Origin of the sequence: Tissierella praeacuta (assembly GCF_040396155.1) — a bacterium.
Classification (GTDB): Bacteria; Bacillota; Clostridia; order Tissierellales; family Tissierellaceae; genus Tissierella; species Tissierella praeacuta_A.
This window is the reverse complement of the sequence record NZ_JBEBOY010000001.1, coordinates 13,866-36,076: the sequence shown is the minus strand read 5'-3', so window position 1 is coordinate 36,076 and position 22,211 is coordinate 13,866. Positions and strand designations below refer to the sequence as shown.

18 protein-coding genes, 1 riboswitch and 1 other annotated feature are annotated in these 22,211 nt (G+C 30.6%); of the genes, 17 read left to right on the top strand and 1 reads right to left on the bottom strand.

The features are described 5' to 3' along the window. Positions 1-40 precede the first annotated feature (40 nt). The 3 genes from ytxC to thrS all read left to right on the top strand — a co-directional run bounded on the left by ytxC (position 41) and on the right by thrS (position 4,731). Entirely contained in the window at positions 41-892 is an 852-nt protein-coding gene (ytxC, locus tag ABWP20_RS00140) for a sporulation protein YtxC (protein ID WP_353092531.1), read from the top strand. A 102-nt stretch (positions 893-994) separates the two neighbouring features. Next, positions 995-2,305 (top strand): histidine--tRNA ligase, encoded by a 1,311-nt coding sequence (gene hisS, locus ABWP20_RS00135; RefSeq protein WP_353092529.1) that lies wholly within the window; start codon positions 995-997, stop codon positions 2,303-2,305. Between the two features lie 77 nt (positions 2,306-2,382). Then, positions 2,383-2,581: a binding site (T-box leader), on the top strand. A gap of 236 nt (positions 2,582-2,817) precedes the next feature. After that, on the top strand, positions 2,818-4,731 hold the full coding sequence (gene thrS / locus ABWP20_RS00130; RefSeq protein ID WP_353092527.1) for a threonine--tRNA ligase: 1,914 nt from the start codon (positions 2,818-2,820) through the stop codon (positions 4,729-4,731). Between the two features lie 33 nt (positions 4,732-4,764). On the opposite strand, the gene ftsH is transcribed toward thrS, so the two are convergent. Next, entirely contained in the window at positions 4,765-6,324 is a 1,560-nt protein-coding gene (gene ftsH / locus ABWP20_RS00125) for an ATP-dependent zinc metalloprotease FtsH (RefSeq protein WP_353092525.1), read from the bottom strand. Between the two features lie 135 nt (positions 6,325-6,459). Between ftsH and pepV the strand changes: the two genes are divergently transcribed. The 14 genes from pepV to ABWP20_RS00055 all read left to right on the top strand — a co-directional run bounded on the left by pepV (position 6,460) and on the right by ABWP20_RS00055 (position 22,133). After that, the gene (gene pepV, locus ABWP20_RS00120; protein WP_353092523.1) at positions 6,460-7,857 is read left to right on the top strand and encodes a dipeptidase PepV; all 1,398 of its coding nucleotides are present in this window, start codon (positions 6,460-6,462) and stop codon (positions 7,855-7,857) included. 119 nt (positions 7,858-7,976) lie between these two features. Then, positions 7,977-8,162: riboswitch (cobalamin riboswitch) on the top strand. A gap of 176 nt (positions 8,163-8,338) precedes the next feature. Next, positions 8,339-9,499, top strand: a complete 1,161-nt coding sequence (gene sucC / locus ABWP20_RS00115; protein ID WP_353092521.1) for an ADP-forming succinate--CoA ligase subunit beta — start codon at positions 8,339-8,341, stop codon at positions 9,497-9,499. Between the two features lie 12 nt (positions 9,500-9,511). Continuing rightward, the gene (sucD, locus tag ABWP20_RS00110) at positions 9,512-10,447 is read left to right on the top strand and encodes a succinate--CoA ligase subunit alpha (RefSeq protein ID WP_353092519.1); all 936 of its coding nucleotides are present in this window, start codon (positions 9,512-9,514) and stop codon (positions 10,445-10,447) included. Positions 10,448-10,547: 100 nt separating this feature from the next. Beyond that, entirely contained in the window at positions 10,548-11,030 is a 483-nt protein-coding gene (locus ABWP20_RS00105) for an FUSC family protein (protein WP_353092517.1), read from the top strand. A gap of 294 nt (positions 11,031-11,324) precedes the next feature. After that, entirely contained in the window at positions 11,325-11,867 is a 543-nt protein-coding gene (gene infC / locus ABWP20_RS00100) for a translation initiation factor IF-3 (RefSeq protein WP_353092926.1), read from the top strand. A 16-nt stretch (positions 11,868-11,883) separates the two neighbouring features. Continuing rightward, positions 11,884-12,075 (top strand): 50S ribosomal protein L35, encoded by a 192-nt coding sequence (rpmI, locus tag ABWP20_RS00095; protein WP_353092515.1) that lies wholly within the window; start codon positions 11,884-11,886, stop codon positions 12,073-12,075. Positions 12,076-12,203: 128 nt separating this feature from the next. Then, on the top strand, positions 12,204-12,557 hold the full coding sequence (gene rplT / locus ABWP20_RS00090; RefSeq protein WP_353092514.1) for a 50S ribosomal protein L20: 354 nt from the start codon (positions 12,204-12,206) through the stop codon (positions 12,555-12,557). 115 nt (positions 12,558-12,672) lie between these two features. Continuing rightward, on the top strand, positions 12,673-14,016 hold the full coding sequence (locus ABWP20_RS00085; RefSeq protein ID WP_353092512.1) for a TrkH family potassium uptake protein: 1,344 nt from the start codon (positions 12,673-12,675) through the stop codon (positions 14,014-14,016). A gap of 16 nt (positions 14,017-14,032) precedes the next feature. After that, entirely contained in the window at positions 14,033-14,689 is a 657-nt protein-coding gene (locus tag ABWP20_RS00080; protein ID WP_353092510.1) for a potassium channel family protein, read from the top strand. A gap of 1 nt (position 14,690) precedes the next feature. Further along, entirely contained in the window at positions 14,691-15,485 is a 795-nt protein-coding gene (rlmB, locus tag ABWP20_RS00075) for a 23S rRNA (guanosine(2251)-2'-O)-methyltransferase RlmB (protein WP_353092508.1), read from the top strand. Positions 15,486-15,609: 124 nt separating this feature from the next. Beyond that, positions 15,610-16,632 carry a phenylalanine--tRNA ligase subunit alpha gene (gene pheS, locus ABWP20_RS00070; protein WP_353092924.1) on the top strand — a complete coding sequence of 341 codons (1,023 nt, stop codon included), beginning with the start codon at positions 15,610-15,612 and terminating at the stop codon, positions 16,630-16,632. Positions 16,633-16,652: 20 nt separating this feature from the next. Beyond that, complete coding sequence (gene pheT, locus ABWP20_RS00065) at positions 16,653-19,046, top strand: phenylalanine--tRNA ligase subunit beta (protein WP_353092506.1); 2,394 nt, start codon at positions 16,653-16,655, stop codon at positions 19,044-19,046. Positions 19,047-19,143: 97 nt separating this feature from the next. Then, positions 19,144-19,713, top strand: a complete 570-nt coding sequence (locus tag ABWP20_RS00060) for a cell division protein ZapA (RefSeq protein ID WP_353092504.1) — start codon at positions 19,144-19,146, stop codon at positions 19,711-19,713. Positions 19,714-19,718: 5 nt separating this feature from the next. Then, positions 19,719-22,133, top strand: coding sequence for a U32 family peptidase (locus tag ABWP20_RS00055; protein ID WP_353092502.1), 2,415 nt, complete (start codon positions 19,719-19,721; stop codon positions 22,131-22,133). The last annotated feature ends 78 nt before the right edge of the window (positions 22,134-22,211 follow it).

The following is a 22,211-nucleotide window of genomic DNA, read 5'->3' as shown; positions in this document are numbered from 1 at the left end:
ACTCTCTAAGTACATACTAGTAAAAGAAGGGAGTGATACAATGCAAGCTATAAAAATTGGTGGAAATTCCAATAAAGATGAAGTAATAAATTTAATAAATAGGTATTTCTCCAATTCTAAAGTAACTATTCAAGAGGAAGATTATGAAGGAAGATATGAATTTTCACTTTCTTTAGGAATTAAGAAAAGTTTAGAAGATATTGCATTTTATAGAGCTATAGCAAATTTAGTTCAGGATATTATTTTGGAAATATATATTAAATCAGTAATAAAGGAAAGAGTAATAAAAATATGTGGGGATTATTCATTAGATGAGAGAGAAGTAATAGTTAAATCAACTCATTCTACAGTAATAAGTGAAAATTATTATATAAAGGAAAAAAATATGGTTAATGAAGAAATCCTCAATTATTTAATTGAAAATAACTCCATATTTATAGATGGTTTTATGAATTTTAGATTAAGAAGATTTATGTATATATTAGATATTTCTATAGAAAAAGCTATAGGTGAGTTTGAGATAGAAAGGGAGTATCTAGAGTTTTTAAATATGCTTCAATATTTTGTAGATATACAAGAACCTAGATATGAATTAGTTAATGTCATAATCAAAGATGATGATTACTTTCTATTAGATGATGGCAATAATATAATTGAAAATGGTTTGTTAGAGTATGCACCAGATGATAAATGGTATGAAGATATAAGTAAAGCCGACCTTCTGGTCAGTTCTTTAATAGTTCTTTCACCTGTGAAATTAATATTGCATGTAGAGGAAGGGAAAGAAAAAGAGTTAGTTAATGTTATTTCCCAAGTTTTTAGAGATAAAGTACAATTTTGTGATGGATGTGAAGTTTGCAAATTGCAGAGTAAATTGAAAAAGGGGAAATGAAGAGAAGTTGATTAAATCAGCTTCTTTTTTAATAAATAATAGATTGGAAATAATGATTTTATCTGTTATTATATTATAAAAGGATACATATGGAGGTATAATATGAGTAAAAATATAGTTAAGCCATCGATTTTACCGGGCTTTATGGAGTTAACACCAACAGATCAGATTTTATTTAATAAAATGTTAGATACCATTAGAAAGAATTATGAGAAGTTTGGATTTCTTCCCGTAGATACGCCTGTTATAGAAAAAACAGAGGTGCTTTTAGCCAAAGGTGGAGGAGAAACTGAAAAACAAATTTATAGATTTGAAAAGGGCAGTACGGATATGTCGTTGAGATTTGATTTGACTGTGCCTTTAGCAAGGTATGTAGCTCAGCATTATTCAGAATTAAGCTTTCCATTTAGAAGATATCAAATTGGAAAAGTATATAGGGGAGAGAGAAACCAAAAAGGCAGATTTAGAGAGTTTTATCAATGTGATATAGATATAATAGGGAATGGAACAATAGATATTATCAATGATGCAGAGATACCTTCTGTTATTTATTCTACTTTTAAAGAGTTAGGATTTGAAGAGTTTACTATAAAGATAAATAATAGAAAAATATTAAATGGATTTTTCCAAAATATCGATATAGAAGATCCAGCCTCAGTACTTAGAGCCGTAGATAAATTAGATAAAATAGGAATAGAGGGTGTAGAAAAGGAACTTGGAGAGTTAGGAATTAGTACGGATATAGTAGATAAGATTAAAGACTTTATTAGTATAAAGGGAAGTAATCAAGAAATATTATCAAGACTTAGAGAATTAGAAATTGATAATGAGGTATTTATAGAAGGTTTAGAAGAGTTGGCTACAGTAATTAAATATGTAGGACTATTTGGTGTACCAGAGGATAATTATGCAATAGATTTAACTATTGCTAGAGGTCTTGATTACTATACTGGTACTGTATATGAAACTTTTTTAGATAATTATTTATCAATAGGTTCAGTTTGTTCTGGCGGCAGATATGATGATTTAGCTACTCACTATACAAAACAAAGATTGCCAGGAGTAGGCATTTGTATTGGTCTTACTAGACTTTTCTATCAGTTAATGGAGGCTAATATTATTAAATCTACTGATAAGTCCCTGACTACAGCATTAGTTATTCCTATGAAAGGTTGTATGGAGAATGGTGTTGAAATAGCTAATGAATTAAGAAAAGAAGGTATATATACTCAAATATACTTAGAGTCAGGGAAGATAGGAAAAATCTTTAATTATGCAGATAAATTAAATATTCCTTATGTAATAGTAATAGGACAAGAAGAAGTTGAGAATAAAGCTTATTCCCTTAGAAATATGAAAACAGGGGAACAAGAAAGTCTTTCCATAGAAGAGATAATTAAATGTTTAAAATAATAAAAATTATGGTATAAGTATGAATAGTTATCTTGACAGATAGATATGATAATGTTAAAATATATTCTACTTTAATATTATAGGTGTTGATGGGAAGAGTAATATATTATTTCCATGTAGAGAGAGAAGATCGTGGCTGGAAGTCTTCTTATGAGAAAGATATATGAAAACTACCCCTGAACCGAATCCAATTGAAGGATTTCCGCTTATTAGCGTTATTTATATTGAGAAGTAATTAGGGTGGAACCACGGAAAATTTAGCCTTTCGTCCCTACATAGAAATATGTAGGAACGAAAGGTTTTTTTATGACCTAACACAACGAGCGTAGCGAGTTGATGTAGGTCAAACGCAATGAGAACCCAATTTATGTGAGCGTAGCGAGCAAATAAATTGGTGTTCGAAACTGTGGGAAATGACCTAACACAACGAGCGTAGCGAGTTGATGTAGGTCAATAATGTTTTAATTGTGAATGGAAATGGCTATTAATTAAATAAATAGGAGGAATAGGATATGGAAAGGATTAAGATTACACTACCAGATGGTGCTGTTAGAGAATACGATAAAGGTGTATCTGTATATGATGTCACTAAGGATATATCAGAAGGATTAGCAAGAGTTGCTCTTGGTGCAGTTGTAAATGGTGAAACAAAAGGAATGCAGGAAACTATTGATGAAGATTCTTCATTTAGAGTAGTTAAATTTGAAGATAAAGAAGGAAAGGCTATATTTTGGCATACATCAGCCCATATAATGGCTCTTGCAGTACAAAAGCTCTTCCCTGGAGTTAAATTTGCCATAGGACCTGCAATAGAAAATGGATTTTATTATGATTTTGATACAGACCACAGATTTACTCCAGAGGATTTAGAGAAAATTGAAAAAGAAATGGCTAAAATAGCAAAAGAAGGTTATGTTCTTGAGAGATATGTAATGGATAGAAATGAAGCACTTGAATATTTCAAGGAAAAAGAAGAAGTATATAAAGTTGATTTAATTGAGCATTTTCCAGAAAATGAAGAAATATCTTTCTATAAATTAGGGGAGTTTACTGACCTTTGTGCAGGTCCTCATTTATATGATACTAAGAAAGTTAAAGCTGTTAAACTTTTAAGTATTGCAGGGGCTTACTGGCGTGGAGATGAGAAGAATAAAATGCTTCAAAGAATTTACGGAACAACTTATGAAAAGAAAAAGGATCTAGAAGAATATCTTCATATGCTAGAAGAGGCGAAAAAAAGAGACCATAGAAAATTAGGTAAGGAATTGGATTTATTTAGTATTCATGAAGAGGGTCCAGGATTCCCATTCTTCCATCCAAAGGGAATGGTTTTAAGAAATATATTAGAAAATTTCTGGAGGGAGGAGCACACTAAAGCTGGTTATGATGAGATAAAGACACCTCTAATATTAAATGAGAGATTATGGCATCAATCAGGACACTGGGATCATTATAAAGAAAACATGTATTTTACTAAGATTGATGAAGGTGACTATGCAATTAAACCAATGAACTGTCCTGGGTCTATTTTAGTATATAAATCAAAAATGTATAGTTATAGAGATTTACCTCTAAGATGGGGAGAACTTGGATTAGTTCATAGACATGAGCTTTCAGGAGCATTACATGGACTAATGAGGGTTAGGTCATTTACTCAAGATGATGCCCATTTATTTGTATTACCATCTCAGATAAAAGAAGAATTGGTTAATATAATAAACTTAGCTGATTATATATATAATGTATTTGGATTTAAATATTATATTGAATTATCTACTAGGCCAGAAAATTCAATGGGATCTGATGAACAATGGGAAATAGCTACAAATGGTCTTATAGAAGCCTTAGAGGAAAAAGGCATAAATTATATCGTAAATGAAGGCGATGGTGCATTCTATGGACCAAAGATTGATTTCCAACTAGAGGATGCTATAGGTAGAACTTGGCAATGTGGTACAATTCAATTAGATTTTCAAATGCCAGAAAGATTTGATATAACTTATGTAGATAAAGACAATGAAAAGAAAAGACCAGTAATGATTCATAGAACTATATTTGGTAGTATGGAAAGATTTATGGGAATATTAATAGAACATTTTGCAGGTAAGTTCCCAGTATGGTTGGCCCCTGTACAGGCAATTATTCTTCCAATATCAGATAAATTTAATGATTATGCTTATGAAATCAAGAAAGAAATGTCTGGTAAAGGTATTAGAGTTGAACTAGATACTAGAGCTGAGAAAATAGGTTACAAGATTAGAGAAGCTCAGTTACAGCAAATACCTTATATGTTAGTAGTAGGGGAAAAAGAAGTAGAGGAAAAATTAGTTTCTGTAAGGAAGAGAGACGAAGGAGATAAGGGACAAATTAAAGTTGAAGACTTTATTGCTCAAGTAAATGAAGAAGTAAAAGAAAAAAGGAAATAATATCAAAAAAGGAAGAGTCATGACTCTTCCTTTTTAATTGGATTCACTTGCATAAGGTAATGGCTTTTTATACAATTTAAATATATTATCTAATTCATCACTATCGATAGTTTCTTTCTCTAGCAAAGTATTAGAAATATAGTGAAGTAAATATTTGTTTTCATCTATAATTCTAAGTGCTTCACTATATCTTTCGTCTGTAATTTTCTTAATTTCAATTCTGATTATATCAGAATTATACTTCATGAAGTTCTCATCTAAGGCCATAGTGCCTAAGCTGCTCATACCATAACTGCATACCATTTCCCTAGCTATATCTGTGGCTTGATTTAAATCATTTTTAGCACCTGTGGTGATTTCCTTAAATATTAATTCTTCAGCAGCTCTACCAGCCAGTAAGCAAGTGATTTTATTTTTTAATTCTGATTGGGTTAGTAAATATCTTTCTTCATCTGGGAATTTAAGTACATATCCTAAAGCTTGACCTCTTGGGATTATTGATATCTTTTGAACTATATCAGTTTCTAGAATTTTACCAACTAAAGCATGCCCAGCTTCATGTATTGCTACAGTTTCTTTTTCTTTTTTAAGCACAGAAGGATTTTTGACTTCAAGTCCTGCTAAGACTCGTTCAATAGCTGCATCAAATTCATTTAAAGATATAATGTTTTTATTTTTCCTAACTGCAATAATAGCTGCTTCATTGGCAATATTAGCTAGTTGTGCTCCAGATAGTCCAGTGGTTTTTTTGGCAATCATTTTAATATCAATAGACTTATCTAATGGTTTATTCTTTGTATGAACTTCTAAGATTTGTTCTCTAGCTCGTATATTAGGGTTACCTACAAATATATGTCTGTCAAATCTTCCAGGCCTAAGTAAGGCTTCATCCAATAAATCTATTCTATTTGTTGCACCTATTACTATAATAGTTTCATCAGTATTAAATCCATCCATTTCTACTAAAAGTTGGTTTAAAGTTTGATCCTTTTCATTATTGGATTCTAGATTTCTCCTTGCACCTATGGCGTCTATTTCATCTATAAAGATAATGCTTGGTGCTTCCTTTTTTGCTCTTTCAAATAGAGTTCTAACCCTTTTAGCACCTACTCCTACATATTTTTCTACGAATTCTGAACCAGATGCATAGAGAAATGTTGAATTAGTTTCCCCAGCTACTGCTTTAGCCAACAGAGTTTTACCAGTACCAGGTGGACCATGAAATAAAATACCTTTAGGTATTTTGGCCCCCATTTTTTTGTACTTCATAGAATTGTTGATAAAGTCTATGGTCTCTTGTAGTTCCTCTTTTATTTCTTCTAATCCTGCCACGTCTTTGAAGGATACATCTGACTTGTCTTTTTCTCTTCCTGAATCTTTTTCAATAGATAAAACAGAGGGGACCAGTTGCGGGTTTGTATCTGTTTTTATATAAAGAATAAATAGGACTAGAGTGATTCCCCATACTGCTAATCTATCTCTAATTCTAAAGGATGAGAAACTGGCAGTTGGGAAAAAGCCATCGTAAATAAGTATAGAGGATGCAATCAACCCTAATACTAGAAATAAAAATATTATCCTTTTCTTTTTCAATTTATCCCCACCTCATATATTGTTCTAAAAATAGTGTAACCATTTAATTCAATTTCTATAAAAGAAAATATAAAAGTTGTGAGAAAATAACAAGAAAGGTATAATAGTGATAGATATGAAAGGAGAGATGACCAAATGAATTACATTAATTTAATTGATGATTACAAGGAAGAAATTGTTAAATCAACTCAAGAAATCATTAAAATTAAAAGTGTAGAAGAAGAAACTAAACCAAATATGCCCTTTGGTGAAGGACCATATAAAGCTTTGGAGTATGCCTTGGAATTATCTAAAAGTTTGGGATTTGAAACTAAAAATTTAGAAGGTTATGCTGGATATGCAGAATTTGGAGAAGGAGAAGAAAGTGTAGGTGTTTTGGTTCATCTAGATGTTGTACCAGAAGGTACAGGCTGGACTTATCCTCCATATGGAGGAGAAATCCATGATGATAAAATATTTGGCAGAGGAACTATAGATGATAAGGGTCCCGCTATATCTACTCTTTATGCCATGAAAGCATTAAAAGAATCTGGCGTAAATCTTAATAGAAAAATTAGAATAATATTTGGTACAAATGAAGAAAGTGGATGGGGTTGTATGGACTATTATTTCAAACATGAAAAGCCACCAACAATGGCATTCTCTCCTGATGCAGATTTTCCTGTGATTTATGGAGAAAAAGGAATAATAGTATTTGATTTAGTACAGAAATTAAATTCAAATGGATGCTGCGGGATTAAACTTGTAGATTTAAAAGGTGGAAATGCACCTAATATGGTACCAGATTATGCAGAGGCTGTTTTAGAAGTTAAAGATATAGCTAAACTTGAAGATAAATTTAAAAAATATAAAAAAGAAAAAAATAATCCAGTGGATATTGATATAAATGACAATATTGTTAAAGTAATGGCTAAGGGAATATCAGCCCATGGAAGTACTCCTGAAAAAGGATATAATGCAATATCTTATTTAATGGATGCATTATCATATTTTATGGAAGGAAAATGTGAGCTTTGTGAATTTATCAATTTTTATAATGAGGGAATAGGATTTAAACATTATGGAGAAGGCATTGGGTGCGGTCTTGAAGATGATGTATCAGGTAAGTTGAATTTTAATCCCGGAATTATAAAATTAGAAGAAGATAAAATAAAATTAACTATAAATGTAAGATATCCTATAAAAAGCAGTGCAAAAGAAGTATATGATGGAATAAGAAAAAATATTGAAGGAACAAAAGTTGAATTAGTAGAAGGTAAAGGGGATACGAAACCTTTATATGTACCTAAAAATAATTTTTTAGTTGAAAAATTAATGGAGGTATATAAAGAACAAACTGAAGATTTAGAAAGAGAGCCGATTACAATTGGCGGAGGAACTTATGCTAGAGTAATGGATAATGCAGTAGCATTTGGACCAATGTTTCCAGGTCAACCAGATGTTGCACATCAGAAAGATGAATATATATCTATAGAGCATTTAATAAAGATAACTAAAATATATGCTCATGCACTATATGAATTAGCAAAGTAAATATAATTAGATAGACTTTCTCTATTATGAATTAATGGAGAAAGTTTTTTATTAATATAACGACAAATAAAATCTTAAATTTGACAATTCAAATTTGCTATGATATATTTTACTTAAAATTTAATACTTTGACCATTGGTATAATCTTATAATAGGATTATTTAAAAGGGAAGTTCGGTTAAATTCCGACACGGTCCCGCCACTGTGATGGATAGAATCTTACGGATACCACTGTATTAGTATATGGGAAGGTGTAAGATTTGTTATTCTTAAGTCAGGAGACCTGCCAATGGAAAAACGCTGTTTATTACTCACGCGGATGAGGAGGTGTTATTTATAAAGTAGATTAAATATTTATTCTACTATATTGATAATATCCTTTCTATTGCAGAAAGGTTTTTTTATTCTGTAAAAATAATTGTAATAACTCAGCAAAAATTGTTGAGTTATTTTTTTATAAAAATAGAATTGGAGGTATAAAATGAATATTCATGAGTATCAAGCAAAGGAACTATTGAGAAATTATAGAATTCCAGTGCCTAATGGAAAGGTTATATATGATGTCAAAGATGCAGAACCTACATGTTGGACAATAGGCACTGATATAGCAGTTGTAAAGGCTCAGATCCATGCAGGAGGAAGAGGAAAAGCAGGTGGAGTTAAAATAGCTGAATCAATAGACGAAGTAAAAAAATATGCTAAAGAACTCTTGGGTAAAAAACTGGTGACCCATCAGACTGGGAAAGAAGGAAAAGAGGTTAATGCTGTTTTAATTGAAGAAGGATGTAATATCAACAAGGAATATTATCTGGGATTTGTATTAGATAGAGATACATCAGGGATAACTCTTATTGCTTCTGAAGAAGGTGGAACTGAAATCGAAAAGATAGCATCGAAAAGTCCAGATACGGTTTATAAAGAGCCTATAGACTGTATAGTAGGATTAACTGAATTCCAAGCTAGGAGAGTATGTTTTAATATTAATATTCCCTCGGAAATAATAAATGAAGCAGTAAAACTTATGATGAATTTATATAAACTTTTTGTTGAGAATGATTGTGTATTAGTGGAGATAAATCCCTTAGTGGTCACTGAGGAGAATAAATTAATTGCATTAGATGCAAAGATGAACTTTGATGAAAATAGTATATTTAGAAATAAGACTATACTTGATTATAGGGACCTAACAGAGGAAGATGAAAAGGAAACAGAAGCATCAAAATATGGATTATCTTATATATCTTTAGATGGAAATATAGGGTGTATGGTAAATGGAGCAGGTTTAGCCATGGCAACTATGGATATAATAAAGTTTTATGGTGGTGAGCCAGCAAATTTTTTAGATGTTGGCGGAAGTGCAACTGAAGAAAATGTTAAGAAAGCTTTTGAAATAATATTATCTGATGAAAAAGTTAAGGGCATATTCGTAAATATATTTGGTGGAATAATGAAATGTGATGTAATAGCTAAAGGGATTGTAAATGCTGCTAAAGAATTAGAATTAAAGGTTCCAGTAGTAATTAGACTAGAAGGAACTAATGTAGATTTAGGTACAGATATAATAAAAAAAGCCAATTTAAATGTATTTGCAGTGAAAGATATGGGTGAAGGTGCTCAGAAAATATTAGAGTTAATTAAGTAGGAGGGATAGGTAATGAGTATATGGGTTGATAGATCTACTAAATTAATGGTGCAAGGAATAACAGGTAGCACGGCTATTTATCATACAAAACAAATGCTAGAATATGGGACAAATATAGTGGCTGGAGTAACTCCGGGTAAGGGAGATATGGAAATTGAGGGAGTGCCTGTATTTAATACTGTAAAAGAGGCTGTGGATAAGACTGGAGCAAATGTATCTATAATATATGTTCCCGCAAAGTTTGCAGCAGATGCTATTTTAGAAGCTGTAGATGCTGAATTAGATATGGTAATTTGTATTACAGAACATATTCCTATAAAGGATATGATAGTAGTTAAAAAATATATGGAAGGTAAAAAGACCAGATTAATAGGACCAAATTGTCCGGGAATTGTAGTTCCTGATGAGTGTAAAATTGGTATTATGCCAGGATATATACACAAAAAAGGAAAGATAGGTGTTGTATCTCGTTCTGGTACTTTAACATACGAAGCAGTTTATCAATTATCACAAAGAGGAATAGGACAATCTACAGCCATAGGAATTGGTGGAGACCCTATAAATGGAACGGATTTCATTGATGTACTAAATGCATTTAATGAGGATGAAAATACTGATGCTGTAATTATGATAGGGGAAATAGGTGGAAATGCAGAGGAGAAAGCTGCATATTGGATTAAAGAAAATATGAAAAAACCAGTAGTAGGATTTATCAGTGGTAAAACTGCACCTTCAGGAAAAAGAATGGGGCATGCTGGAGCAATTATTTCATCAGGTAAAGGTACAGCAGATGAAAAAATAAGAATAATGAAAGAATGTGGGATATATATTTCTGAGATTCCTACTAATATAGCTAATACCTTAATTAGAGCATTAAAAGACAATAATCTTTGGACAGATGAATATGAAAATGCATATAAAAACTTATATAAAAATGCCATAATTTAGCCTATATACTATCTATTCAAAGTTATTATTATTTGTTATCATATACTATAGATAGAGTTAATTTTAAATAATCCTTGAGAGGTATAATGGTGATGAAATCATGGTTAAAAATCATAAAAATATAAAACTTCCAGGAATGAGAGTTATTAAAACAGTTATAGCTGTATATATATGTTTCTTAATAAATTTCATGAGAAAAGGAATACCTTTCTATTCAGCAATAGCTGCGATTCTTTGCATGCAAAATGATCATATTAACGGTTTTAAAACGGGTAAAAACAGGTTGATAGGTACATTAATAGGAGGAACATATGGATTTTTAGCAATAGTATTAATAAATTTTTTAAATGTTGAATTATTTAACTATATTCATTATTTGATTTTAAGTTTGTTTCTAATTCCAATTATATATACAAATGTATTTTTGAAATCCAGTAGCTCTGCTTATATTAGCTGTGTTGTTTTCTTTAGCATAACTATTTCCCATGGAGGAGATATAGCCCCTATGTACTTTGCTTTAAATAGGGTAATTGATACATTAATTGGAATAGGAGTTTCCCTTATTATAAATAGAATTATGTAAAGGAAGCTTTTATATATTATTTCTTTTGAAAGATTGATTCTAAAATAAAATATAGAAGAAGTATTTTTAGTATTTTGTTTATTTTGGAAAATCACGACTAAAATATAAAAAATAATTGACAAACAACTGTACCTAATGTATAATCATAGGGTAAACTAAATATTGGGTATAAGTAGAAGTGTCCGCTTCTCACCTTATAGCTTTGCTCATAAGGTTTTAGATGAAAAAAATAGTCTTTATTATATAAGGCTCATGTTTTTGTGAATTTAAGCGGGTATTCTATACCCGTTTTTAATTTTTTTTGAAAAACTTAGGAGGTGCTGTACTATCAAAGAGCTTCAAATTAATGAAGAGATCAGAGATAAAGAAGTAAGGCTAATTGATGTAGATGGAACACAACTTGGAATTTTGCCTATAAGAAAGGCAATGGAGATTTCAGAAGATAAAAAGCTAGATTTGGTAAAGATAGCTCCAACCGCTAATCCACCAGTATGTAGGATAATGGATTATGGAAAATACAAGTATGAGTTAGCTAAAAAGGAAAAAGAGGCTAGAAAAAATCAAAAGGTGATTAATATTAAGGAAATTCGACTAACACCTAATATTGAATCCCATGACCTAAATGTAAAGGCTAGAACGGCTAGTAAATTTTTACAATCAGGAGATAAAGTTAAGGTATCTGTTAGATTTAGGGGTAGAGAAATGGGACATACAGAAATTGGTAAGGAAGTATTAAATGATTTTGCTAAATTAACTGAAGAAGTTGGAACAATAGAAAAGTCAGCAAAATTAGAAGGAAGAAGTATGGTAATGTATTTAACGCCAAAAACTGAGTAATAAGGGAGGTAACATCATGGCAAAAATGAAAACTCATAGAGCATCAGCAAAAAGATTTAAAAGAACTGGTTCAGGATTATTAAAGAGATTTAAGGCTTATAAGAGCCATAAGACTGGTAAAAAATCACCAAAGAGAGTGAGAAATCTAAGACAAGGTACTTTAGTAAGTAAAGGTGACCAAAGAAGAATAGATTCAATGATACCATAATAAGAAAAGATTATTAGAATTAGCTTTTCTTGAAACTTATTTATGAAAAGTTCTTGAAATAAAAGAGGAAAGATTAGAACTTTTCTATTCGTTATAAAACTATATTAGGAATACGGGAGGTACTAGAGATGGCAAGAGTAAAAAGAGCAGTAAATGCCAAGAAAAGACATAAAAAAGTATTAAAACAAGCCAAAGGTTATTACGGAGCGAAATCTAAGTTATTCAGAACTGCTAACCAAGCTGTTATGAAATCACTTAATTATGCATATATAGGACGTAAACAAAGAAAAAGAGATTTTAGAAAACTTTGGATTGCAAGAATTAATGCTGCAACAAGATTAAACGGAATGAGCTATAGTAGATTTATTAATGGTCTTAAAAAAGCAAATATTGAAGTAAATAGAAAGATGTTATCAGAAATGGCTATACATGATGCAGCAGGTTTCTCTAAATTAGTAGAGATTGCAAAGGCTGCAATTTAATAAGATTTGTAGATTAGAGTAAAAGTTCCATAAAGGGACTTTTATTTTTCTTTTATTTTATATATTATTGTGATTATGGGATAATATATGTATTATAGAAGGTGGGGGGATTTTTATGAGTTTTATAAAAGAAAGACTTAAAAGAGTAAAATTAAATCCTCCAAGAGTCTTAGCCTTAGGATTTGGTAGTCTAATACTTATTGGAGCTATATTGTTAAATTTGCCTATAGCCACACAAAATGGTGAAAGTATTGGTTTTATCAATGCTTTATTTACTTCTGCCTCGGCAGTATGTGTTACAGGGTTAGTAGTTGTAAATACTGGTGAGTTCTGGTCGTTGTTTGGGCAGATTATAATAATTTTACTTATACAAATGGGTGGATTAGGCTTTATGACTATGGCTACCATCGGGGCATTGATTATCGGAAAGAAAATTACATTAAAGGAAAGACTTATAATAAAGGAACAATTGAATCAGGAAACCATGTCGGGATTAGTTAAATTGACTAAATACGTTATACTCTCCACCTTTGTCATAGAAGGTATAGGAGCATTACTATTATCAACTAGGTTCATACCAATATATGGAAGGGTAAAGGGAATTTGGTTTTCAGTATTTCATGCCATATCTGCTTTTTGTAATGCAGGATTTGACCTTACTGGAGATAGTATAGCCCCATTTGTAGGAGATTTTATTATAAATATGACTATAGCATCTTTAATAATCTTAGGAGGACTTGGATTCTCTGTTTATATAGATGTTTCAAGAAACAAAAGTTTAAAAAAACTTAGCCTACATTCAAAATTGGTGTTATCAATTACAGGAATTTTAATATTAGTAGGGATGATAATGATTTTTTTGATAGAGTATAATAATCCTCTTACACTAAAACCCTTAAATGTTTTTGAAAAACTTCTTGCATCATTTTTTCAATCTGTAATTCCTAGGACGGCAGGATATTACTCTGTTAACTTAGCAGGACTTTATGATACAACTGTATTTCTCATGATAATATTGATGTTTATAGGAGGATCTCCTGGTTCAACAGGAGGTGGAATAAAGACTACAACTTTTGGTACTCTTATATTAACTACCATAGGAGTAATAAGGGGAGATAAGGATATTGTAGCATTTAGGAAAAGAATATCTTATGATGTTATAAATAGATCTTTAGCTATAGCTACTGTGGGAATGATTTTAATACTAGGTGTATCCTTTGTTTTAACAGTAACAGAACCAGCTAACTTTTTAGATGTATTATTTGAAACTACATCAGCTTTTGCAACTGTTGGATTAACGAGAGGACTTACACCAAATCTTACACATTTTGGTAAGATAATGATAATTTTAACTATGTATATAGGTAGAGTGGGACCATTAACTATGGCGTATGTATTTGCTAGAAAAAGCAGACATAGTAACTTTAGATATTCAGAAGGAAATATTATGGTAGGATAGAGGGGGGTTGTTTAGTATGAAATCATTTGTAGTTATTGGCTGTGGAAGATTTGGTGCAGCTGTTGCTCGAACTTTATATAGTTTAGGTAATGAAGTTTTAGCAATTGATATTTCTGAGGAAGTCATTAAAGAGTTATCTGATGAAGTAACCCATGCTGTCCAAGCAGATGTAATGGATGAAATGGTATTGATGGATTTAGGATTGCGAAATTTTGATGTGGCAGTTGTAGCGATTGGTTCCGATATTGAAGCATCTATAATGGCAACATTAGTTGTAAAGGAACTAGGTATTAAAAAAGTAATTGCAAAGGCACAATCAGAGCTTCATGGAAAAGTTCTTAATAAAATAGGAGCTGATAAGATAATATTCCCTGAAAGAGATATGGGTGTTAGAGTAGCTCATAATTTAGCATCTACAAATATATTAGATTTTATTGAATTATCACCAGATTATAGTATTTTAGAAATTGCTGCCTTAAAAGAGTGGGAAGAAAGATCTTTGGCCCAATTAAAGTTGCCCACTAAGTACGGAATTAATATAATGGCTATTAAAAGGGGAAATGGCATTAGTGTTTCACCAAATGGAGAAGTTACTATTGAACAAGGTGATGTTTTAGTCATTATAGGAAGTACAAAGGATATAAAAAGAGTAGAGCAAAAAGCTGGTGAATAATATGTTAGAAATCACTAGTACTAAAAATCCATTGATAAAGGAAATAAAATCTCTATATAGAAAAAAAGGAAGAATAAAAAACAACTCTTTTATTATTGAAGGTATAAAAGTAATTGAGGAAGCAATAGATAATGGATATTCTATTAAAAATATTATATATACAGATCAAATTTTTAAAATTAAGGATGGAGAAGATTTCTTTAATAAAATAAAAGATTTAGATAGGACAATATATGTACCTAATAATATTTTCAAAGAAATATCAGACACTGAAAATCCCCAAGGAATATTGGGAGTTGCTAGAATTGAAAATAATTATATTAAAGAAATTGAAGATAAAGAAAGACCTTTCTTATTATTCCTAGATGGAGTGCAAGATCCGGGAAATATGGGAACCATAATTAGAACAGCAGATGCTTTTAATGCAGATGGTATAATAATTACAAATGGGTGCGTGGATCCATATAATCCTAAGGTAGTTAGAGCTACAATGGGTTCTATTTTTAGAGTCCCGTTATACTATGTTTCTAATGGTATTGATGAATTGAAAAGTTTAAAGGGTATAAATATAAAGATATATTCAACATCTTTAAATGGTAGTATTCCTATATATAAAACTAATTTTAAGGAAGGATTTGTTTTAACCATAGGCAATGAGTCAAATGGTGTAAGTGAGGAAGTATTTAGTTTATCTGATAAACTAATAAATATACCTATGTTAGGAGGAGCAGAATCTTTAAATGCCGGTGTAGCAGCCTCCATTATAATGTATGAAGTAATGAAGCAGAGAACCTAATACTTCTTGAGTTTTAAAATTCTAGGTGCTATAATTGAGTAAATACTTTGAAATTTTGACCTTTGTTATTTTGAAAGGTCTTGTTTTTATACTATGGCAAAGGAGTAGAGATATGAAGGAAAATATGAGAGAAAAACTACTAGAAATTAAAGAAATTGCATTGAATAATATTAATGAAGTGACAGCTTTAGAAGAGATAGAACAATTAAGGGTAAAATTTTTAGGGAAGAAAGGCGAGTTGACTTCTGTATTAAGAGATATGGGAAAATTAATAGCAGAAGAAAGACCTATAGTAGGACAAATCGCCAATGAAGTAAGAGATGAATTAGAAGATGCTATTTCTTCAATGAAAGAAAGATTAACTGAAGAAATGAAAGCAGCTAAGATCAGTAAGGAAAAGATAGATATAACCATGTCTACAAATAAGGAAAAACTAGGTCATAGACATCCGCTTTTGGCTACAATTGAAGAATTAGAGGATCTATTTATATCCATGGGATTTTCAGTAGTTACTGGACCGGAGATAGAAACAGTTGAAAATAATTTTGATGCATTAAATTCTCCAGAGAATCATCCTTCCAGAGATTTATCAGACACATTCTACATAACTGATGATATACTTTTAAGGACTCATACTTCTCCAGTACAAATTAGGGCAATGAAGGAAATGGGTGCACCTCTTAGAATCGTATCTGCAGGTAGAACCTTTAGATTTGATGATGTAGACGATACTCATTCGCCAATGTTCCATCAACTTGAAGGTTTAGTTGTAGGGGAAAATATTACTATGGCTAATCTTATTCATACCTTAGATATATTTATAAAGGAATTGTTTGGCAGTGATATGAAAACTAGATATAGGCCACATTATTTTCCATTTACTGAACCATCTGCTGAAGTAGATGTATCTTGTCTAAAATGTAGAGGAAAAGGATGCCCAGATTGCAACTATACTGGATGGAGTATGGAACTTTTAGGATGTGGTATGGTTCATCCAAAGGTATTAGAGCATTGTGGAATTGATTCGGAAAAATATAGTGGATTTGCCTTTGGTATGGGAATAGACAGGATCACTATGGTTAAATATGGAATAGATAATATTAGATTATTATTTGAAAATGACAATAGATTTTTGGAACAATTCTAGATAGAAAAGGGAGTGGAAAGATGCTATTACCTGTAAAATGGTTAAAAGATTATATTGAAACGAAGGAAGAGACTAGGATCTTGGCAGATAAACTTACTCTGTCTGGCTCTCATGTGGAGTCAATTATATCCTTAAATAAAGGCATAGAAAATGTTGTTGTAGGAAAAATCATTAATATAGAAAAACATCCAGATGCAGATAAACTTTTAATATGTAAAGTAGATATAGGGAGTGAGACTTTACAAATTGTAACTGGTGCTGCTAATTTAAAATTAGATGATTATATACCTGTAGCTGTAATAGGATCTAAATTGCCAGGTAATATAACTATAGATAAAACTAATTTTAGAGGAGTGGACTCCTATGGAATGTTATGTTCTTTAAAGGAATTGGGATATAGTGACAATGTTATCCCAAAAGAAATGAAGGATGGAATCTTTGTATTAGATAAAGAATATACATTGGGAACTCCTATAGTGAGTATAATGGGGTTAGATAGTGAAGTTATAGAATTTGAAATAACTCCAAATAGACCGGATTGTTTAAGTATTATAGGAATGGCAAGAGAAACTGCGGCTACTTTTAATATAGACCTTAATGAGCCTGAAATCAGTATAAAAAATGAAGTTGAAGATATAAAGGATTATTTAGATTCTATTGAAGCACCATCAGATAATTGCAATAGATATTATGCCAGAGTAATAAAAGATGTAAAAATAGAACCATCACCACTTTGGATGCAAACAAGGCTTATGGAGGCAGGAGTAAGACCTATAAACAATATTGTAGATATAACAAATTTTGTAATGCTTGAATATGGAGAGCCATTACATGCTTTTGATTTGGAAAAGGTTGATGGTAGAAAAATAATTGTAAGACAAGCAGAAGATGGAGAAAAACTATTAACACTAGATGAAGTAGAAAGAAATCTTAAATCATCAGATTTAATTATAGCAGATGCTAAAAAACCTATTGGAATAGCTGGAGTTATGGGAGGATTTGATACAGAAATTACAAAGAATACTAAATATGTACTTTTAGAAGGTGCAAATTTTAATAGTAAAAATGTAAGACTGACATCAAAAAGATTTGGACTAAGAACAGAGGCTTCTACTAGATTTGAAAAGGGAATTGGCCTAAATTTAAGTCAAGTTGCTGTAGAGAGAGTATGTCAATTAATTGAGGAAATTAATGCTGGTGTTGTTATTAAAGGAAATATAGATATATATAAAAAGGTTAAAGAAGAAGATATAATAACTGTAAGACCAACTAGAGTAAATGAACTTTTAGGAATAGATATTTCTCTTGAAGATATGATTAAGTATTTAAATGGATTGGGATTTGAAGTTAAAAATGAAGAAGAATTAATTAAAGTGAAAATACCAACTTTTAGATTAGATATTGAAAGAGAAGTTGATTTAATCGAAGAAATTGGAAGGCTTTATGGTTTCCACAATATAGAGAGCAAGCCTTTAATAGGGGTATTAACTAGGGGAGAGAAACCAAAAGCAAGAAGAATAGAAGAAAGAACTAAAAAGATACTACAGGGATTAGGATTAAATGAAGTAATGACTTATTCATTTATTAGTCCTAAAGCATATGATAAAATAAATCTTCCAGAAAATAATAATTTAAGGAAATATATAAAACTTATGAATCCACTGGGCGAAGACTATAGTGTAATGAGAACCACTCTTATACCTAATATGTTAGAATTACTTAGCAGAAACTATAATCGTGGTGTGTCCCAGTGTGCCTTATATGAAATAGGAAACACATTTATAGCTAAGGAGTTTCCTATAGTAGAATTGCCGCAAGAAAAGAAAATTTTATCATTAGGAGTATATGGAGACAAAGATTTTTATTATCTAAAAGAGGTTGTAGATAAGACATTATATAGACTTGGAATTAAGGATGTAGAATATATTAGAGAAGAGAATAACTCAACTTTCCACCCAGGTAGAACAGCTAAGCTTATATTAAATGGTGAAGAACTAGGAATATTAGGTGAAATCCATGTTGATGTAGCTGAAAATTATGATATAAAAGACAGGATATATGTTGCACAATTAGATTTTGATAAAATAGTGGAATTGACAAATTTGGAAATCAAATATAAGCCATTGCCAAAGTATCCTTCAATGCTTAGGGATTTAGCTTTAGTAGTTAAAGAAGAAGTGTTAGTGGGAGAAATCCAAAAGATAATATCTAGACATGGTGAAGGATTGATAGAAAAAATAGAGTTGTTTGATATATATACAGGAAATCAAATTCCAGAAGGCATGAAGAGTGTAGCATATTCTATTACTTATAGATCCTATGAAAGAACCCTTCGAGATGATGAAGTAAATAATATTCAGAAATCTATTATCAAAGATTTAGAAGATACCTTTGATGCAAAACTCAGATCATAAAAAGAGTAGATTCATCTACTCTTTTTTCTAAAAAAAGAAGGAGATTTAAGAGTTGCGTCGAATATATTAATATAAACTATAAAGGAGTGGTATAGTTATGACGGAAAAAAACAAAATAAATATATTAATAGATGGTCGTAACTTTACAGTTGTGGGATCAGATAATGAAGATTATGTTAGATTTCTAGCTAGCTATGTTGATAAAAAAATTAAGGAATTATCAAGTAAAAATGATAGACTGTGTCAGACAAGTTCAGCTACATTAGCAGCTTTAAATATTGCAGATGAGCTTTATAATACTAAATCAAAATTAGAAAAATTACAAAACCAAGCTAAGGACCCTATGGAGAAATACGGGAATCTAATATCTGAGCTTGATAAAGCAAAGGCTACTATACAGAGTTTGGAACTACAATGTTCTGAGTATAAAGATGATTTACTTAAAACCAAGATTGAAAATGAAAATATAATGAAGGAAATGAAAAAGAATAGTCAAGCTTTGGAGTTAAAGGAGAAAGAGCTTGTAGAAAGTCAAAAGATGATTAAATCTTTACAGGACAAGATATTTGACAATCAAATTGAGTTAATAGAAACTAAAAAAGAATTGGGAGAAGTAATAAGAAAATTAGACAGGGAAAAAAATATATTTGTCAAGGAGGAAGTTTAATACTTGTGAATAATAATATTGAATTACTGGCTCCAGTAGGTAGTATGGAATCACTTTATGCTGCTGTACAAAATGGGGCAAATGCAGTTTACTTAGGTGGAAAGCTTTTTAATGCAAGACAATATGCATCTAATTTTGATTCTGAGGAATTAAGAGATGCTATTACTTATGCTCATTTAAGAGGAGTTAAAGTATATGTAACCGTTAATATTTTAGTAGACAATTCTGAGATGGAAGATGTAATAGATTATATAAAATTTCTTTATGAAATAGATGTAGATGCTATTATTGTACAGGATTTAGGTTTAGCTAATCTTATAAGAGAATTTTTTCCTGATTTTCATGTTCATGGAAGTACACAAATGACAATAAATAATTTACCAGGAGCAGAATTTGTCTATAATATGGGATTTACTAGAATTGTACTTGCTCGAGAAACACCTATTGATGAAATAAGATATATTCATAAAAATACCCCCATTGAGTTAGAAGCATTTATTCATGGGGCTCTTTGTGTTTGCTATTCGGGACAATGCCTAATGAGCAGTCTTATTGGAGGTAGAAGCGGGAATAGGGGTAAATGCGCACAGCCTTGTAGGATGCCTTCTTCTTTAGTAGATAAAGAAGGAAATACAATTAGTGGCTGGGAGAAAAAACATTTACTTAGTCCCAGAGACTTAAATACAATTAATGAAATTGAAGAAGTAATTGATAGTGGAATTATATCCTTAAAGATAGAAGGAAGAATGAAAAGACCAGAATATGTGGCCACTGTAGTGAAGAACTATAGGAAGGCATTAGATGAAGGTAGTAAAAATCTAAATCCAGAGGATAAAAAAGATGTGGAACAAATATTTAATAGAGGATTCACCAAAGGTTTAATATTTGGAGATTTTGGCAGAGATTTTATCACCATAGAAAGACCTGATAATAGAGGAGTTCTAGTAGGAAAAGTAGCAAGAGCAGATAAATATAATGTTTTTATATCACTTGAAGAAGATGTAAATGAAGGTGACGGACTAGAGTTTGTTACTGGAAGAGGTGAGTATAAAGGTATAAAAGCTCCATTCCATGGTAAAAAGGGGACAACTATGAAACTGGAAAAGCCAGGATATATATTGAATGATTCTTTAGTATATAAGACTTCTAGTGTTAATCTATTAAATAGTGCTAAAGCAAGTTATCAAGAAGAAAATATAAAGAAACCTATAGATATGGAAATAAATATAAACATAGGAAAAGGTCCACAGCTAATGGTTATGTTTAAAGGTAATATGGTTATAGCAGTATCTGATGTACAAGTAGAAAAATCTGAAAAAGTTTCTTTGACAAAGGAAAAGGTAGTGGAGCAGTTATCTAAACTTGGTGATACTACTTATACTTTAAACAATGTAAATATAAATTTAGATGATAATTCTTATTTACCAGTATCAGTACTAAATCATCTTAGGCGAGAAGCAATACAGAAAATAGATATGGAAGTAAAGAATATAAACAAAAGAAAGCCTATAGATGAAAAAATATATAATGAGAAAAAGCAGAGATTTTTTGGACATAAGAATATTAAAAAAGAAATAAACAATAAGCTAAGTATAAGAGTCAACACTATAGAACAATTTAATAAATTGGACTTAGAGAAACTTGATAGAGTTTATGTAGGATTTTATAATGGTTTAGAAGAGGTAATTTCTAAAGTCAAAAAACATAATAAAGAGATATATATTTGGACTGACAAGATTTTATATCAAAAAGACTTGGAAACTTTAGGAGAGATTATAGAGCCTATAAAGGAAAATTTAGATGGTATTTCTGTATCTAACTTAGGCAGTTTAAAATATATGAAAGATAGATTTAATGTAAAGATTCATGGAGATATAGGCTTAAATGTATTTAATAGTTTTACCTTAGATTATCTAGATAATACAGGTTTAGAAAGTATCACATTATCACCTGAATTAAACTTAAATCAAATTAAAAAAATTGAAGAATCATCTCATGCCTTTACAGAGGCCATTGTATACGGATATCTACCTCTTATGGTGACTAAGCATTGTCCTATGTCTTTAGTAAAGGGATGTAAAGATGATAAGAATTGTAGCAGTTGCAATTTTTCCAAAGGATATGGCATAAAGGATAGAATGAATGCTGTTTTCTATATGGATAGAAGAAGAGGATTTTCAAATATTTACAATTCAGTACCATTAATGGTAATAGATAGCTTAAATCAAATAAGAAATAGTGGAATTTCAATGATGAGATTAGATTTTACAATTGAGACAAAGGGAATTAGAGAAATTCAAAGAATTCACTATGACTATATCAATAATAAAATAGACGAAATGGAAGTAAAAGAATTTTTAAATAAATTTAAAGAAGATAAAAACATAACAAATGGTCATTATTTCAGAGGTATTATGTAGTAATAGAATAATAGGTTATAGTTTAAAAACATAAACAATTAGAAAGAATACATTAGTGGAGAATGGAAATTTGATAAT